Source organism: Streptomyces sp. NPDC002104, assembly GCF_053593795.1.
Genome location: NZ_JBSFDF010000001.1, coordinates 100,785 through 117,093 on the forward strand (window position 1 = coordinate 100,785; position 16,309 = coordinate 117,093).

General features: G+C 71.9%; 12 protein-coding genes. 7 read left to right on the forward strand and 5 right to left on the reverse strand.

The features are described 5' to 3' along the window. Window positions 1–19 precede the first annotated feature (19 nt). Together ACWCP2_RS00510 and ACWCP2_RS00515 are read right to left on the reverse strand one after the other, a co-directional pair. The gene (locus ACWCP2_RS00510) at window positions 20–1,150 is read right to left on the reverse strand and encodes a PP2C family protein-serine/threonine phosphatase (protein ID WP_450906364.1); all 1,131 of its coding nucleotides are present in this window, start codon (window positions 1,148–1,150) and stop codon (window positions 20–22) included. Between the two features lie 129 nt (window positions 1,151–1,279). Then, window positions 1,280–4,765 (reverse strand): M28 family peptidase, encoded by a 3,486-nt coding sequence (locus ACWCP2_RS00515; RefSeq protein ID WP_450906675.1) that lies wholly within the window; start codon window positions 4,763–4,765, stop codon window positions 1,280–1,282. Between the two features lie 181 nt (window positions 4,766–4,946). Here ACWCP2_RS00515 and ACWCP2_RS00520 point away from each other — a divergent pair, with 181 nt between their 5' ends. From ACWCP2_RS00520 to ACWCP2_RS00530, 3 genes are all read left to right on the forward strand, one after another. Beyond that, window positions 4,947–5,906: a LysR family transcriptional regulator gene (locus ACWCP2_RS00520; RefSeq protein ID WP_450906365.1), complete on the forward strand. Its 960-nt coding sequence runs from the start codon at window positions 4,947–4,949 to the stop codon at window positions 5,904–5,906. Between the two features lie 138 nt (window positions 5,907–6,044). Next, the gene (locus tag ACWCP2_RS00525) at window positions 6,045–7,445 is read left to right on the forward strand and encodes a sulfatase family protein (protein ID WP_450906366.1); all 1,401 of its coding nucleotides are present in this window, start codon (window positions 6,045–6,047) and stop codon (window positions 7,443–7,445) included. 77 nt (window positions 7,446–7,522) lie between these two features. Beyond that, the gene (locus tag ACWCP2_RS00530) at window positions 7,523–8,422 is read left to right on the forward strand and encodes a formylglycine-generating enzyme family protein (protein WP_450906367.1); all 900 of its coding nucleotides are present in this window, start codon (window positions 7,523–7,525) and stop codon (window positions 8,420–8,422) included. A gap of 7 nt (window positions 8,423–8,429) precedes the next feature. On the opposite strand, the gene ACWCP2_RS00535 is transcribed toward ACWCP2_RS00530, so the two are convergent. The 3 genes from ACWCP2_RS00535 to ACWCP2_RS00545 all read right to left on the reverse strand — a co-directional run bounded on the left by ACWCP2_RS00535 (window position 8,430) and on the right by ACWCP2_RS00545 (window position 12,207). Further along, a complete protein-coding gene (locus ACWCP2_RS00535) occupies window positions 8,430–9,029 on the reverse strand; it encodes a TetR/AcrR family transcriptional regulator (protein ID WP_450906368.1) in 600 nt (199 codons plus the stop codon). Window positions 9,030–9,109: 80 nt separating this feature from the next. Beyond that, the gene (locus ACWCP2_RS00540; protein WP_450906676.1) at window positions 9,110–11,101 is read right to left on the reverse strand and encodes a galactose-binding domain-containing protein; all 1,992 of its coding nucleotides are present in this window, start codon (window positions 11,099–11,101) and stop codon (window positions 9,110–9,112) included. A 293-nt stretch (window positions 11,102–11,394) separates the two neighbouring features. After that, the gene (locus ACWCP2_RS00545) at window positions 11,395–12,207 is read right to left on the reverse strand and encodes a helix-turn-helix domain-containing protein (protein WP_450906369.1); all 813 of its coding nucleotides are present in this window, start codon (window positions 12,205–12,207) and stop codon (window positions 11,395–11,397) included. Between the two features lie 61 nt (window positions 12,208–12,268). Here ACWCP2_RS00545 and ACWCP2_RS00550 point away from each other — a divergent pair, with 61 nt between their 5' ends. From ACWCP2_RS00550 to pstA, 4 genes are all read left to right on the forward strand, one after another. Next, entirely contained in the window at window positions 12,269–12,733 is a 465-nt protein-coding gene (locus tag ACWCP2_RS00550) for a DUF2000 family protein (protein ID WP_450906677.1), read from the forward strand. A 531-nt stretch (window positions 12,734–13,264) separates the two neighbouring features. Beyond that, on the forward strand, window positions 13,265–13,909 hold the full coding sequence (locus ACWCP2_RS00555; protein ID WP_450906370.1) for a hypothetical protein: 645 nt from the start codon (window positions 13,265–13,267) through the stop codon (window positions 13,907–13,909). Next, window positions 13,906–14,928, forward strand: coding sequence for a phosphate ABC transporter permease subunit PstC (gene pstC, locus ACWCP2_RS00560; RefSeq protein WP_450906371.1), 1,023 nt, complete (start codon window positions 13,906–13,908; stop codon window positions 14,926–14,928). The genes ACWCP2_RS00555 and pstC overlap by 4 nt, the downstream gene beginning before the upstream one ends. Then, window positions 14,925–16,256 carry a phosphate ABC transporter permease PstA gene (gene pstA, locus ACWCP2_RS00565; protein ID WP_450906372.1) on the forward strand — a complete coding sequence of 444 codons (1,332 nt, stop codon included), beginning with the start codon at window positions 14,925–14,927 and terminating at the stop codon, window positions 16,254–16,256. The genes pstC and pstA overlap by 4 nt, the downstream gene beginning before the upstream one ends. Window positions 16,257–16,309 lie beyond the last annotated feature (53 nt).

Genomic DNA, 16,309 nt, shown 5'->3' on the forward strand with positions numbered 1-16,309 from the left:
TCGGCTCACGGCAGGCGGCTCACGGCAGGCGGCCCACGCGCTCGATGGCCACCATCGCCGCGTCGTCGCCCAGGAGACCCTCGGGGGTGTGGGCGAGCAGGTCCGCGCAGAGGTGGCGCAGCAGGGCCTGCGGGCCGTCTCCGGGCCAGTCGGCGGCCCGCTCCGGCAGCGGGTAGAAGGCCCCCGAGGCGTCGCGGGCCTCGATGACGCCGTCCGTGTACAGCAGCAGCACGTCCCCCGGCTCGAAGGCGAAGGACTGCGCGGTGAAGCCGGTGTCCACCAGCTCGGACAGGCCCAGCGGCGGCGCCGGGTGGTCCACCTGGAGGGGGACGGCCCGGCCGCCGCGCAGCAGCAGCGGCGGCGGGTGCCCGCAGCTGACCAGCCGCAGGTACGGCTCCGCGTCCGGGACGTCGAGCACCGCGGCCGTGGTGAAGCCCTCCTCCGGCCGGCCGGGGCCGCCGTCCGCGCCGTCCGCGCCCCGGTCCGGGTCGGCGGCCACGGCGGCCTCCAGATAGCCCACCAGGCCCGGCAGGTCCGCCTCCAGATGGGCGGCGGCCCGGAAGGCGCCGAGGACGACCGAGGCCTCGCCGACCGCCTCCAGCCCCTTGCCGCGGACGTCGCCGATGAGCAGCCGGGTGCCGTCGGGGGTGCGGGCGGCCGCGTACAGGTCGCCGCCGATCTGCGCCTCGGCCTCGGCCGACAGGTACACCGAGGCGATCCGCAGCGGGCCCATCCGGTCGCGCAGCGGTCGTAGGACCACCTGCTGCGCCGCGACGGCCACGGAGCGCAGACGGGTGAGCTGGCGCTCGTGCACTTCGCGCAGGTGTGCGAAGAAGGTGACGAAAACCGAGATCAGGACGAGGGCGATGATCTGGAAGGTGTGGTTGAGGTCCGTCAGGGAGGTGCGCTCGACCGCCACCGACACCTGGGCGAGGACCGCCACGGCGCCGACGAACCCGGTCGTGCGCGGTCCGGCGAAGGAGGCGGTGAGGGCCGGGGCGGCCACCAGGAAGGGGCCCAGATGGACGTCCGGCGGCGCCAGCACGTCGACCGCCGTGACCGCGGCGATCAGCGCGAACGGGACCGACAGCAGCACCGCGCGTGATTCCCGGAACCTGCTGGAGCGCGGGTGCGCCGGTGTGGGGTCCATGCCTCCTGCATACACCGCGCACGGCCGGGCGGCACCCGCTCCGGCCGCGGGGCCGGGGCGGGTGCCGCCCGGGTGGTGCTCAGGTGCCGCTCACGTTCGTCCCCGGTGCTGCTCCGGGTGCCGGGGCCGTCAGCTCACCTGGAGGGTGACGTCGTCCACGACGAAGGAGGTCTGCAGGGAGGCGTCCTCCACGCCCTGGAACTTCAGCGTGACCGTCTGACCGGCGAACTGGGAGAGGTCGTAGGTCTTGAGCTGGTAGCCGGCCGCCGCGTCCACGTTGGACAGGCTCGCCAGGGTCTGGCCGCCCACCGAGACCGTGAAGGTGTCGTAGACCGTGTTCTCGGTCTCGGCGGTGTCGATGTGCAGGTAGAAACCGAGCTGGTACGAGGAGCAGCCGGCCGGGATGGTCACGGACTGGGCGGCGCTGTCCGTGCGGGGCGTGCCGTAGCCGTTGAGCCAGGCCTTGTAGGTGCCGCCGTGCGGGGTCTGGCCGGCCTGGTTGGTGATGACGTTCGTGGTGGTCGTCCACGGGGTGGTGCCGCTCTCGAACCCGCCGTTGGCGACGAGCTGGCGCGGGGTGCAGGAGGGGCCGGTCCCGGTGACGGTCAGGGTGTAGGTGGTGGTGTGGCTGACCGAGCCCGTGCCGGTGACGGTCAGGGTGTAGGTGCCGGGCGCGGTGCTCGCGCCGACCTGGACGGAGAGCGTGGAGGAGCTGCCCGACTGGACCGAGGCGTGGCTCAGCGAGGCGGTGGTGCCCGCCGGGGCGCCGGTCACCGACAGGGCGACGGTCTGGGCGGCGCCGCTGGTGGTCGCCGTGCCGATCGTGGAGCTGGTGCTGCCGCCCTGGGCGGCGCTGCCGGTGGCCGGGGAGGCGCTGATCGAGAAGTCCGGGCCGGGGGTGGTGCCGCCGACGGCCTGGTTCCAGACCGTGTAGGCCACGCCGTCCGCGCTGCGGTCCAGGACCGTGGCGTTGATGTTGCTCGTGGTGTCGCAGGAGGAGTGGTAGCAGGAGTCGTACGCCGCGTTCGCGGTGCCGCCCCACTTCGTGGCCTGCGCCGAGGTCTTGCGGGCGCTGGCACCGGCCGCGTAGCCGGAGGTGGCGATGCCGCCCTGCTGGAAGGAGTAGTCGTCACTGCGGCCCTGGCCCTCGGTGTTCTCCTCGGGGGCGAGGTTCAGCGAGGTCCAGTAGGCCTTGAGCGGGGCGGCCGCGGTGGAGTTGACGTTGTTGATGAAGTAGCCGCCGTTGGGCGAGCCGACCATGTCGAAGTTGTAGTAGGCCTTGATGGCGGTCTTCTGGGTGCTGGTGAGCTGGTTCACGTAGAACTTCGAGCCGTTGAGGCCCTGCTCCTCGTCGGTCCACCAGGCGAAGCGCACGTGCTTGGTCATGGTGGGGTTCTTCTGGGCGAGGACGAGCGCGTTCTCCAGCAGGGTCGCGGAGCCCGAACCGTTGTCGTTGATGCCCGGACCGGCGGAGACGCTGTCGAGGTGCGCGCCGAACATGATCGTCTGGTCGGCGGGGCCGCCGGGCCAGTCCGCGATCAGGTTGTTCGACGGGTAGGTGCACGAGGTGCAGTTCTGCTCGCTCACCGTGTAGCCGGCGGCCTGCAGCTTGCCCTTGACGTACGCCACCGAGGCGGTGTAACCGGCGCTGCCCGCCCGGCGGTTGCCGCCGTTCTGGGACGCGATGGTGTTCAGCTGGGTCAGGTGCGCCTGGACGGCGGCCACGTCGATGTTCGGCGCGCCGGGCGGGGGCGTCGTACCGCCCACGGTGAGCGCGTAGTCCACGGTGTGCGACAGGCTGGTGCCCTGGCCCTTGATCACGACGGTCGAGGATCCGGGAGCCGCGCTGGAGGAGGCGGTCAGGGTCAGCGTCGAGGACTGGCCGGACTGCACGGTGGCCGGGCTGAAGGAGGCGGTGACCCCGGCCGGCAGGCCGGAGGCGGTGAGGGTCACCTGCTGGGCGGTGCCCGTGGAGATGGCGGTGGCGACCGTGGTGGTGACCGAGGCGCCCTGCTGGACGGTGCCCGAGGCCGGGTTCAGCGCCAGCGAGAAGTCGCTGTTCTGGCCGCTCGGGGTACACGTCGTGTCACCGGACTGGGCGGGCACGCTGATGGCGTCCCAGGCGGCCTTGGTCTTGTTGAACAGGTCGCAGGTGGTGTCCAGCGACTTGGCGGAACTCAGCGTCGCCGTCCGGTACTTCTTGTACGACATGCTGGAGGTCTTCAGCAGCATGCCGCCGTAGAAGATCTTGCCGGCGTTCTGTACGCCCACCCCGGTCAGCGTGGACTGGTTGCAGGTGCTGCTGCTGGGCTTGCCGCCGCCCGGGCTGGTGCCCTCGGCGAGCAGGTAGAACCAGTGGTTCAGGGGGCCGGCGGCCGCGTGCACCTCGGTGTTCGGTATCGAGGAGCTGTAACAGGCGGGGTCGTTGTTGACGGCCGGCGGGTTGTACATGTTGCGGATCGGACCGTTGCCCACGAGGTTGATCATCTCGCCGACGGTGTAGTCCGGAGTGTCGTACGGGGAGGGCTCGTTGATGAAGGCCTCGGTCAGCGCGCCGAAGATGTCACCGGTGCCCTCGCCGAGCCCGGACTCCTGGCCGCTGGTGCCGCCGGGGGTGTTGGTGTCGATCGCGTGCCCGTACTCGTGGGCCACCACGTCCACGCCGGCGATCCACTCGTTGGCGTTGTTGTGGCCGATGCTGACCGAGCTGCCGTCCCAGTACGCGTTCACGTCGTTCAGGCCGACCTTGGCCGGGAAGCTGCGGCCGTTGCCGCTGACGCCGTTGCGGCCGAGCCACTGGCTCAGCATGTCCCACTGCTTCTGCGCGGCGAACATCAGGTCCACGCAACCGGTCTCCTTGGAGGTCGGGTTGCCCGTGCCCCAGGAGTCGGAGGACTTCGAGAAGACCGTGCCGCTGCTGTAGTCGGCGCAGCTCAGACCGGTCCGGTTCGGGTCGCGCAGGGAGTACGTGCCACCCGAGGACGTGGTGTCGATGGTCAGCGGGTTCGGGCCGTTCCACTTGCTGTTGCCGCTGCCCGCGACCACCTCGTCGAAGGTGTCGACGACCTTGCCGGTGCGAGCGTCCACGAACACGTGGAGCCTGCTCGGCGCCTTGGCGGTCCGCCCGGTCAGGACGGTCTCCCAGGCCAGCACCGCCTTGTCGTCCTTGAGCTTGACGACGAGCCGGCTGCTGTCCACCTTGTCGGTCTTGACCTGCCGGCCCCGCGAGACGGCTTCGGCGGCCTTCGCCGTGACCGACGCGGTGGTCGACACGTCGATCACGGTCGCGGAGGCCGACTGGAGGGCGCGCACCCGGCCCGCGCCGTCGGCGAGGACGACCGCGTCGCCGCCGACGACCGGCAGGCCGCGGTAGCTGCGCTCGTACGCGACGGAGTACAGGTCCTTCACCCAGGGGGTGACCAGGCGCCGGTCGTACTGCTGCTGCGGGGAGTTGACCAGGCTGTCGAGCCCGCTGCGCACGGCCGCGTCGGCCGCGGCGACCGCCCGTTCGGCGGAGGTGGCCGGGGCGGGATCCGCGCTCTGCGAGGCGGTGGCGGTGGTGGCCAGCGTGCCGGCGAGGCCCGTGGTCAGCACCATGGCCGCGAGGGCGGCCATCCATCTGGTGGGCTGCAAGAGTCCACTCCGATCGTGTGGGGGGATGGGGCGGGGAGGGGGTGCAGGGGGATCTGGCTGTTCGCGGCCGAGTATGGGCGTGTCCATGACGGGATCGGGACATCCCTGCCGACATAAGACCGGCGTTATGGTGCCGCCGCGTGACGCTGCGTAAGCTGCCGGAATGCAGCTGGAGTTGAGACATCTGCAAGCCGTCTGCCAGATAGCGGAGACGGGAAGCCTGGGGGGTGCGGCGCGGAGACTCGGGGTCTCCCAGCCCGCGCTCTCCGCCCAGCTGCGCCGGATCGAGCGGGTCACCGGCGGCGAACTCTTCGTCCGGGGCCGCCTCGGCGTCGAACCCACCCCGCTCGGCCAGTTCGTCCTGGCCAAGGCGCGCCGGGTGCTCAGCGAGATGGACGCCCTCGGCGCCGAGACCCGCGCCCGCACGGCCGGGGCCCCGCTGCGCCTGGGCTGCATCCTGCTGGTGCTGATCGACGGGCTGATCGCCCGGCAGGACCTGGTCCTGGCCGGCCGCGAGATCACCGTGGACCTGGAGGACTCGGTGACCGCCCTGGTGCGGATGCTCGGCGCAGGCCGCTACGACGTCATCGTGTACGGAGAGGTGAACGACCACGAGGTGCCGCTGCCCGCGGGGGTGACGGCCCGCACCCTGGTCCCCAAGGAGCCCTTCTGCATCCGGATGTCGGCCCGCCACCCGCTGGCCCGGCTGGAGGCCCTCGATCTCGCGGACCTCGCGGACGAGCAGTGGATGACCCTGGTGGAGGACGACGACGGCGGCCCCGAGGCGCTCGTCGAAGCCTGCGCCAAGGCCGGCTTCGTCCCCGCGCTGCGCTACCGGATCACCGACCGCATGATGCAGTACGACCTGATCTCCGCGGGCCGCGCCGTCTCCCTCAGCCAGCCCACCGCACCCGCCGTGGCCGGCACCGTGATGCGGCCGCTGATCGGGTCTCCGATCACCGGGCGCATCCGGCTCGCCTGGAACCGCTCGGCGGTCTCGGCCCGCCAGGCGGAGCTCTTCTTCCGGTCGGCCGCCTACGCGTACCTGGCCAATGTGGACAACAACCCCTTCCACCGGGCGTGGTGGGACGAGCATCCGGAAGCCCACCCGGTCCTCGACTGACACCGTTCACAGAACCTGATGTCATTTCATACTCCGTACATGGAACGGGTATTCGGCTCCCCTTACGCTCTCCGCATGGCAGTGGCCGCCACACCATTTTCGAGGTAGAGCCCCTTCGGAGCGCAGGAGGAAATACCCATGAACAAGAGAGTCCGTACGCAGGTCAGCCGCCGGGGATTCCTCGCCGGCACCGCTGCGGCCGCGGCCGCGGCCACCGTCCCCGCGATCGGCCAGGCCGCCGCGGCCCCTGCGTCGGCGGCCGCCGGCCGGCCGAACATCCTGCTGATCGTCACCGATGACCAGCCCAAACAGACCGACTGGGCGATTCAGAAGACCATCGGCTGGCTCGCCGGCCAGGGGGTGAAGTTCAACCACGGGCACGTCACCACCCCGCTGTGCGCGCCCTCCCGCTCCTCGGTGTTCTCCGGCCGCTACGCCCACAACCACGGGGTGCGCAACAACGGCGCCTCGGCGGCCCTGGACCAGAACACCACCGTCCAGCGCTATCTGAAGCAGGCCGGATATCGCACGGGCCTCTTCGGCAAATACCTCAATTCCTGGAACATCGCGGACGCGCCGCCGCATTTCGAGGATTTCGCACTGCTCCAGCCCTCGTACGTGGACGGCAAGTGGAACGTCAACGGGACGGTCCAGACGATCACCGGCTACACCACGAACATCATCAAGAACCGGACCCTGAGCTTCCTGGACAAGGCGGCCACCGACACCCGCCCCTGGTTCGCCTACGTCACCCCGTACGCCTCGCACGGGCCCCGTACCCCCGAGGCCAAGTACGCGGGCACCCCCGTACCCGAGTGGAACGGACGTCCCTCCGTCACCGAGGCCGACCGCAGCGACAAGCCGCCCTACATCCAGGACGCCACCGGCACCCTGGAGGACGGCAAGCGCATCCGCGCGGAGCAGCTGCGCGTCCTCCGCTCGGTCGACGACGCCGTCCAGTCCTTCAAGGACAAGCTGGCGGCCACCGGCCAGCTCGACAACACCCTCGTCATCTACATCGGCGACAACGGCTTCGGCTGGGCCGACCACGGCTGGACCGCGAAGTCGGTGCCCTACGGCCCCGCCCACGAGGTCCCGTTCTACCTCTCCTGGCCCGCCGGAGGCCTCGGGGCCGGCACGGTGGACAACCGCATCGTCGCCAACATCGACATCGCGCCCACCATCCTCGACGCCGCCGGGATCACCCCGGACACCCCGCAGGACGGCCGGTCGCTGCTGAGCTCGTACAGCCGCGACCACCTGCTCGTCGAATGGTGGAAGCAGGGCACCGGCGCCGACCACCGCACCTGGTCCTCCTACGTGGCCAAGGACAAGCAGTACGTGGAGTACTACAAGCTGCACACCGACGCCAACGGCACCGTGTCCGGCACCGGAGAGGTCACCTTCCGGGAGTACTACGACCTGGCCGCCGACCCGTACCAGCTGGTCAACAAGCTGTACCAGGCCACCCCGGCGCAGGAACGGAACCTCGGCATCCCCGCCCTGGCCGCCCAGCTCGCCGCCGACCGGGTCGGCTAGCCACCGGACCCCGGCCGGGCGCACCACCCGGCGCCCGGCCGGATCGCATCCATCCCGCACGTTCCACCGGAGCCCTCATGTCCTCCTCCTGCTGCACCCCCGGGCACGATTCCCCGGCCGGCGCCGTCACCCTGCTCGCCGCGCCGGTGCTCGCCGCGCCCGTACCCGCCGCACCCCGGGCCGTACGCGGTCTGCTCGACCTGCCCGGGGGCCGCTTCCTCATGGGCACCGAGGACGCGGACGGGTTCCCGGCCGACGGCGAGGGCCCGGTGCGGGAGGTGGCCGTGGATCCCTTCCGGATCGCACCGACGACGGTGACCAACGCCCAGTACGCCACCTTCGTCAAGGCCACCGGACACGTCACGGAGGCGGAGGAGTTCGGGTTCTCCTTCGTCTTCGCCGGGCTGCTGCCGCGGGAACTCGCCGCCACCGCGCCGGCCGTGGACGGGGTCCCGTGGTGGCGGGCGGTGTCCGGCGCGAGCTGGAAGCGGCCCGAGGGCCCCGGCTCGTCCATCGCCTCCCGGCAGAACCACCCCGTCGTCCACGTCTCGTGGAACGACGCCCGGGCGTACTGCGCCTGGTCCGGAACCAGGCTGCCCAGCGAGGCCGAATGGGAGTACGCGGCCCGCGGCGGCCTGGAACAGCGCCGCTACCCGTGGGGCGACGAACTCGCCCCGGGCGGACGCACGCTGCTCAACATCTGGCAGGGCGACTTCCCCACCACCCACACCGGCCCCCAGCTGGGCACCGTCCCCGTGAAGTCGTACCGGCCCAACGGTCACGGCCTCTACAACGCCGTCGGCAACGTGTGGGAGTGGTGCGAGGACCCCTTCGCCCCCGGGCACGAGTCCCGTACGATGCGCGGCGGTTCCTTCCTCTGCCACGACTCGTACTGCAACCGCTACCGGGTCGCGGCGCGCAGCTCCAACACCCCCGACAGCTCCACGTCCAACATCGGTTTCAGAGTCGCTGCTTGATGGGGCGTCAGGAGGACGGGACCACGAGTCCGGCCACGTGGTCGGTGACCATGTCGAGGATCCCGGCGGCCGCGTCCTCGTCGCCGAGGACCAGGAAGCTCAGGGTCACCCCGTCCGTCATGGCCGCCAGGTAGCGGGCCAGTACGGACACCGGCACGCTGAGCTCGAACGGGTGGATCCGGCGCAGCTCTTCGAGCAGCTCGGTGTACGTGTCGCAGTAGGACTCGTACTGTTTGCGCGCCAGGTGCCCGAACTCCGGCCGGCGCAGCGCGTACTGGGTGAGCTCGTAGGTGAGCATGTGCGCGCCGGGGCCGGCCGCGACGTGGTCCCAGTACGCCTGGAAACCGGCCCGCATGGTCTCGCGCAGCGTGGGCCTCGGCAGTATCGCGGCCTTCACGAGGGTCACGTAGTGCGCGGTGATGGTCTCGATGACCGACTCCAGCAGCGCCTGCTTGGAGTCGAAGCAGTAGTGGAAGACGCTCAGGGAGACGCCCGCCTCGGCGGCGATGGACCGGGTCGTGGTCCTGGACACCCCGTCGCGGGTCATCGCGCGGATCGCCGCCTCCGTCAGCTGCCTGCGCCGGTCGGTCAACGGCATCCGTGCCATGGACGGGTCCCCCTTCGTTCGGTGCGCCCCGAGCGGGGTGTCCGCGGGCGCGGCGGCCCGGGACACCCCGCTCGACGCCGTCAGCTGCTGTATACGCCGACTTCGTACAGGGAGTAACCCCACTGGGTGCCGCGTCCCGCTCCGTGGACGCGTACGTAACGGGCCGGGACCCCGGCGAACCTCGCCGTGTCCACGCCGCCGTCACCCTCGGCCGTGGACCAGGCCGTCGTCCAGTCCGTCCCGTTCGCCGAGACCTCGATGCGGTACGCACGCCCGTACGCGGCCTCCCAGTCCAGGGTGACCCGCTTGACCAGCTGCGAGGAGCCGAGGTCGACCTGCAGCCACTCGTCGTCGTGCCACTCGCTCGCCCAGCGGCTGCCGCGGCTGCCGTCGAAGGCGAGGCCGGGCGCGAAGCTGACGAAGGGGTTCCACCACTCCGACGTGCTCGCGGAGGCGGGCCGGCCCGCGGCGAGGTTCACGCCGGCCTTGTGCTGCTCGGACGCGCCCCAGGTGCGCAGGTAGGACTCGGCGCCTTTGAACAGGTCGTCCACCACGCCCTGTCCGCCGACGATCCGGATGTCCTCGATCCAGTCGGGCACCAGCCCGTAGTGCGAGGCGCCGTCCGTGTTGAGGTCCCAGGTGCGCTGACCGGTGGTCACCTTGTCGATGACGGAGCCGCCGTCGGTGCTGCGGAAGGGGTACGTGACCGGGTTCGGCGTGTTCGCCCCGCGCGGGCCGGGCCAGCCGCCGACGCCGTTCATGTCGGTGCCGTAGCCGTAGCCCACGTTGTACTTCTCGCGCAGCGCGTCGGTGCGCTTGGCTTCGGCGCTGAAGCCCTCGGAGCCGCTCATGTACGCGCCGGCGAAACCGCCGAGCTTGTAGAGCCGCTCCATCCAGCCGAGGTCCATCCAGCTGTGCGAGGAGATCACGCCCGGGTAGTTCTCGGTCTCCATGATGTCGAAGGCCTGGCCGGCCGCCTTCACGCTCATGTGGTCGAGTTCGAGCATCATCTTGCGTTTCATCATGCCGCGCACCGCGTAGTCACCGAGCTCGGTGAGGCCGCGGGTGTTGCACTGGGCGCCCGAGGCGTACGAGGGCACGCTCACGCCGGCCGGCAGCTGCTTCTCGGCGGATGCCGCTGGGGCCAGGCCGATGGGGTTGTCGTGCTGCGGGCCCTTGCACTCCTCCGTCTTCCAGAAGGTGCCCGTGGAGAGGAACTGCCCGACGTTGATGGCCGTTCCCAGCGCGCCCTCGTCGAAGCGGACCCCGCACAGGGCGTTGTCGAACTTGTGGCACAGGAACATGCTGCGCACGCCGAGGTTGTACAGCTCGTCGAGGCCCTTGTCGATGTCCGCCTTGCTGCACTGGGCGATGTCCAGGATCTGCTTGCAGCCGAAGGGCTCGGAGGTTTCGACGCCGAGGACCACGGCCAGCTTGCCCTGCTTGATCACCTCGCGGGCCTGGGCGGAGTCGGTGACGATGCGGAACCACCCCTTGCCGGGGCCGCCGTACATCTTGTCGACGTAGGCCTGCATGTCGTAGGACTTCTTCGCCTCCAGGCGGATGGCGGTCATCTCGTCGCAGCCGCGGTCCTTGAAGAAGTAGACCGAGCAGATCACCCCGTTGGTGACGAGGTCGTTGACGAGGACACGCTGGCCGCCGCGCCAGGCGCGCTCGATCCAGGCGTAGTAGTTCTGCTGGTGGGTCAGCGAGTCGTGGGCGGGCCAGTCCTTGAAGGTGGGCCAGCCGTCGGGGTCGTGCTTGCCGTCGCCGCCCTTGGTGATGAAGTCGAAGATCGCCAGGGTGCCGTCCGGGTAGTGCTCGGGACAGTCCTTGAGCGCGTCGGCGATCCCGGCGTCGGAGAACGGCTTTCCGCAGATCAGGCGGCCGCCGAAGCCCTCGTTGGACATGATGTGGTCGTGCGCGTCGACGAAGCCCCGGACGTTGCCCTGGGCGTCGGTGCCCTTGAAGGGCTCGCCGGTGACGTTGATCTGGGAGTCGGGCGCCGGACGTGCGGTCGGCTCCCACCAGCCGTTGTCGGCCGCCGCCCCGGGCACGGGGCCGAGCACCATGGCGAGCAGGCCGAGGAGCAGGGACAGGACCGCGAGCGGCTTGCGCCGGCTGCGGCGGGGGTGCGGCTGCGGTCGTTGCCTTCGTGGATCTGGGGTCATGGCCACTCTCACGTCCTCGGTCGGCGGAGGGCGCGGTCGAGGACACGGTCCACCGGAGGCGTGGCCGCCCTGGCACCTGTTTGTCATGTCCCGCGCAAGCATTGGGTCGAGAATCGCTACTGCCGGGTACAGAGTCAAGGGTCCGGGTCACATGACCTGATGGATCGTCACCCTACTCGCCCGGAGGGCTGCCGTCAGCGGGTCGCGGCGGAGCGGGCGTAGCGCCCCGGGGTGGTGCCGACGACCCGCTTGAAGTGCCGGGTGAAGTGCGGCTGGTCGTAGAAGCCGGCCGCGACCGCCACCTCGGCGGCCGGGCGGCCGTCGAGGAGCAGCCGGCGGGCCAGGGCGACCCGGCGCGAGACGAGGTACTGGTGCGGGGCGATGCCGAAGGCGCCGCTGAACGCGCGCACCAGGTGGGCCGGGTGGGCCTGGAGCAGGCCGGCCGCCTCCTCCAGGGACAGGCCGCCGGCCGCCCGCTCGTCGAGCAGCTCGCGCAGGCTCCGCGCGAGGCCCGGGCCGGGGCGTGCGGTCCGGGCGTCCGGGAGTTCGAGGCGGGGGCGGAGCAGCGTGCGCAGCCGGTCGCCGATCAGGGCGAGCCGGCTCTCCGCCTCGAACGTGTCGCCGGGGTCCCTCAGGACCCGGTGGAGCTGCCCGACCCGGCGGCGCAGGACGGGGTCGGCGAGGTCGGGACCGTCCACGGCGGCGCCGATGAACCGCTCGTCCAGCACGCTCGTGTCGAGGTAGACCACGCGCTTGCGGAACCCGTCCGGGGTCGCGGCGGAGCCGTTGTGCGGAATCTGCGGCGGCAGCAGGCTCACGGTGTCGCCCGGGGTGCCGCGGCGGTGGCGGTCCAGGTCGTAGCGGACGGCGCCGTCGTCGACGATCAGCAGGGTCCACGCGTCGTGGACGTGCATGGGGTAGGCGTGCGCGGTGAAGCGGGCGTGGAACACCTCGACGACACCCGCGACCCGCGGGCGCCAGGCCGAGACCTCCTGCTGGGGCTGCACGCAAAGAACGTACAAGACCGTGCGCGGGGGCGTTCGGCAGTCTCAGGGCATGAGCGACGAGATGACCACGAGTGACGAGCCGGGCCTGAGCGACGAGACGCGTACGGACGGGCCCGTGCGGTTCGACACCAAGATCGCGGTGCTGCTGCGCGACGACCTGGAGACCTGGCAGCGGCTGAACGTCACCGCGTTCCTGGTCAGCGGGCTGGGTACGGCGTTCCCCGAGGTGGTCGGCGAGCCGTACGAGGACGCCGACGCGACCCCCTACCTGCCGATGCTCCGCCAGCCCGTCCTGGTCTTCGAGGGCGGGAAGGAGACGGTGACGGCGGCCCACGCGCGGGCGGTGCGCCGCGGGATGGCGGCGGCGGTGTTCACCTCGGACCTGTTCCGTACCGGTCACGACCGGGCCAACCGGGCGGCCGTGGCGGCGGTGGGCAGGGAGCGGCTCGACCTGGTCGGGATCGCCGTGTACGGGGCGCGCAACGCGGTGGACAAGGTGCTCAAGGGTGCCCGCATGCACGGGTGAGCCCGCCGCGGGGCCGACCGGTCACCGGGATGCCGTTTCGGCCATCCGGTGGGCGGCACGGGGTCGCGGGCGGCGTGGACCGCAGGGGGCCGGGGGTCCGGCGCGGGGGTCCCGCGCCCGGCTGGGCGGTGCCTGGCGTCACCCGCTCCCGGTCCCTTCGTGATGTTCCTGTGGAGATGACCGGGGGCCCGGTCGTGGCCCGATCCCCGCCACTGCGGGCCAAACGGGCCCTCGCGCGCGAAAAGCGCCTCCGCCGCGCGTTCACGTGTTCTCCGTTTCTGCTTCACCGATCCGTGTGCCCCAGAGCCCTACGCCCCGTGGATTGTCATGCCCGCGGCCATGGGTGGGTGGCCGTTTTCCGGCCACGCACGGCTTGTGGGGAAGGGGGGCGGTCCGGTGTCTCGGCCACGTTTTCTGTTCGTGTCCTGGGTGGACGTGGAAAGACGTCAGGCGCCCGCGCCGACGACGGGGGGCCCGCACGGAGTGTGCGCGGGCGGCGGCCACGGCGGCCAGGGAGGCGGGCCCGACGCCGTGACCTGGCGCCTGGTCGGCTCCAACAATCACGAACTCGGCCGCAGTCCCTCCGTGTTCCGCGCCCTCGGGGCCTGCTGCGCGGCCGTGGACCGGCTCCGGGAGCGCCTCGGCGAGGCCGTCCCGATCGTGACGATGTCCACGGGCGCGGCGGCGGGTACGGGGCCGCGCGGGACGGGGGGCACGGTCCCGGGCGGCCCCGGGGCTGGGTCCGGGTCCGGCTCCGGCTCCGGGTCCGGGTCCGGCTCCGGCTCCGGGTCCGGGTTCGGCTCCGGGCCCGGGTTCGGCTCCGGCGCACTGTCCGGCTCGGGAGTCGGCGCGGGTGCCGCGACCGGGTCGGGCACGCTGTCCGGCTTCGGTTCCGGCATCGGTTCCGGTGCCGCGTCCGGTTCCGGCAGCGGCTCCGGCTCCGGCATCGGTGCCTGGACCTGGCAGCTCGTCCTCGACGAGCAGTGCGTGGCCGTGGCCGTCCGCACCTTCCGCCGCCAGCGCGAATGCCGGCACAGCCTCCAGCTGTTCCTGTCCGCCGCCGCCGAGGCGCAGGTGGCCTCGGGCGTCACCCACACCCGGCGGCTGCGCGGTCTGCGGCTGCCCGGTGCCGGGGACGCCCCGGGGCTGGCCCTGCGCGGGGGAGGCCTGCGGTGACCGCGACCACGGTGATCCCCCCGGCCGCCCCCGGGGACGAGCACGTCACCCCGCGCGCCCTCGCCGGGAGCGGCGATCCGGCCGACCGGATCTTCCGCGGCTCGGCCCGCACCGCCGGCGCCGCCGTCCTGCTGATCATGACCCTGGTCGGCCTCTTCCTCGGGGCCCGCGCGCTCAAGGCCCTGGGCGACGCCGGCTGGTCCTTCCTCACGACCTCCGCCTGGGAGCCCGACTCCCACAACTTCGGTGTGGCGGCGGTGCTGGTCGGCACTCTGCTGATCGGCGGAGTCGCGATCTTCTTCGCACTGCCGCTGGCGATGGGCACCGCCCTCTACATCACCGAGTACGCGCCGCGCCGCATCAAGCAGACCCTGATCAGCCTCGTCGACCTGATGGCCGCGGTGCCCAGCGTGGTCTACGGCCTGTGGGGGCTCTTCCTGTTCCAGCCGCACGTGGTCGGGCTGTCCCGCTGGCTGACCACGTACCTGGGCTGGTTCCCGCCCTTCGCGGTCGACGGGGACGACCCGCGCGACCCGCTCAGCCCGAACACCTACTACACCTCGTCCACCTTCATCGCGGGCATGGTGGTCGCGCTGATGGTGACGCCGATCGCCTGTTCGGTGATGCGCGAGGCCTTCGCCCAGGCGCCGCCCGGTGAGCGCGAGGGCGCCTTCGCGCTCGGCGCCACCCCGTGGGGCGTCATCCGCTCCGTCGTCCTGCCCTTCGGCAGGGGCGGGATCATCGGCGGCACCATGCTCGGGCTCGGCCGCGCGCTGGGCGAGACCATCGCCGTCTACCTGATCATCTCCCCGGTCTTCGTGATCCAGCCGCACATCCTCCAGAACGGCGCCATCTCCGTGTCCGCCCTGATCGCCCTGCGCTACGGCTCGGCCAGCCCCCTCGGGATATCCGCGCTGATGGCGGCCGGCCTGACCCTCTTCCTGATGACCCTGGTGGTCAACTTCATCGCCTCCTCGGTCGTGGCCCGCAGCCGCTCCGGAGCGGGGGCCGACGCATGACCGCCCTCACGCACACCCCGCAGACCCCGCACGGCCCGGGTCCGGCCGGCGCCCCGGGCGCGCCCGGGGCCGCGGGAGCCTCCGCCGCCACCGTCCGTCCTCCCGTGGTGCACGACGGCCCGGGGGTCCCGCCCGAACACCGGCGCACCACCTCGACGCTGCACCTGCGCGACGTCCTGGCCATGGCGGGCGCGGCCGTCGCCGCGCTCGCCGTGACCGCCCTACTGTTCGGCCGGCTCCTGCCCTTCAACGCGCCCCTCGGCTTCGCCGTCGTCCTCTACCTGGCCTTCATGGCCCTCTACGCCGTCCTGGTGTCCCTCGACGAACCCGCCGCCACCGTGCGGGCCCGCCTCGCGCAGGCCCTCGTGCACAGCATCGCCGCCCTGCTCATGACGGCCCTGGTCCTCGTCGTCGGCTACGTGCTGATGCGCGGCTGGGACGCCCTGGCCCACCTCAACTTCTTCACCGAGGACATGGCCGCCACCGGCCCGCTGGAGCCGCTGACCCAGGGCGGGGCGCTGCACGCGATCGTCGGCACCCTGGAGCAGATCGGCATCGCGCTGGCCGTGTCCGTGCCGCTGGGGCTGGCCTGCGCGGTGTTCCTCAACGAAGTCCCGGGCCGCTACGCGCGGTTCGTCCGCACCATCGTCGAAGCCATGACCGCGCTGCCCTCCATCGTGGCCGGCCTGTTCGTCTACGCGACCTGGATCCTGCTGCTCCACTTCGACAAGTCCGGCTTCGCCGCCGCGCTCGCGCTGTCCGTGATGATGCTGCCGATCGTCATCAGGGCCTCCGACGTGGTGATCCGGCTGGTTCCGGGCTCGCTGAAGGAGGCCTCCTACGCCCTGGGGGCCGGTCAGTGGCGCACCGTGTGGACGGTGGTCCTGCCCACGTCCCGGTCCGGACTGACCACCGCCGTCATCCTCGGCACCGCCCGCGGCATCGGGGAGACCTCCCCGGTCCTGCTCACCTCGGGCATCGCCACCGGGCTCAACGCCAACCCCTTCGAGGGGCCGCAACTCTCGCTGCCGCTCGCCACCTTCAGCCTGGTCGGCTCCCCGGAGAAGTCCATGATCGCCCGCGGGTTCGGCTGCGCCGCCCTGCTGATGGGGCTGGTGCTGCTGCTCTTCGTGCTCGCCCGTGTCATCGGCGGCAAGGCCCCGGGCCAGCTGAGCCGCGGGGCCCAGCACCGCCGGGTCCTCGCCTCCGCCCGTGACGTGGAGCGCATGCGGGCCCGGGCCGAAGAGCGGGACCTCGCCCCGGCCGAAGAGGAGGCCGGGGGGCCGGAGCCACAGGGGTGGCCGGCCGTACCTCCGCCCCGGGCGTAGCCGGCCCGCTCCTCGCGGCACCGCGCCGCGTCCATTCGTACGATCCGTGACCG

Excerpts from the sequence above, each read along its gene's own strand:
- ACWCP2_RS00535 (WP_450906368.1), bottom strand. The coding sequence starts at position 9,029 with ATGGCACGGATGCCGTTGACCGACCGGCGCAGGCAGCTGACGGAGGCG.
- ACWCP2_RS00525 (WP_450906366.1), top strand. The coding sequence starts at position 6,045 with ATGAACAAGAGAGTCCGTACGCAGGTCAGCCGCCGGGGATTCCTCGCC.
- ACWCP2_RS00540 (WP_450906676.1), bottom strand. The coding sequence starts at position 11,101 with ATGGTGCTCGGCCCCGTGCCCGGGGCGGCGGCCGACAACGGCTGGTGG.
- ACWCP2_RS00520 (WP_450906365.1), top strand. The coding sequence starts at position 4,947 with ATGCAGCTGGAGTTGAGACATCTGCAAGCCGTCTGCCAGATAGCGGAG.
- ACWCP2_RS00515 (WP_450906675.1), bottom strand. The coding sequence starts at position 4,765 with ATGGCCGCCCTCGCGGCCATGGTGCTGACCACGGGCCTCGCCGGCACG.
- ACWCP2_RS00550 (WP_450906677.1), top strand. The coding sequence starts at position 12,269 with ATGACCACGAGTGACGAGCCGGGCCTGAGCGACGAGACGCGTACGGAC.
- pstA (WP_450906372.1), top strand. The coding sequence starts at position 14,925 with ATGACCGCCCTCACGCACACCCCGCAGACCCCGCACGGCCCGGGTCCG.
- ACWCP2_RS00510 (WP_450906364.1), bottom strand. The coding sequence starts at position 1,150 with ATGGACCCCACACCGGCGCACCCGCGCTCCAGCAGGTTCCGGGAATCA.
- ACWCP2_RS00530 (WP_450906367.1), top strand. The coding sequence starts at position 7,523 with ATGTCCTCCTCCTGCTGCACCCCCGGGCACGATTCCCCGGCCGGCGCC.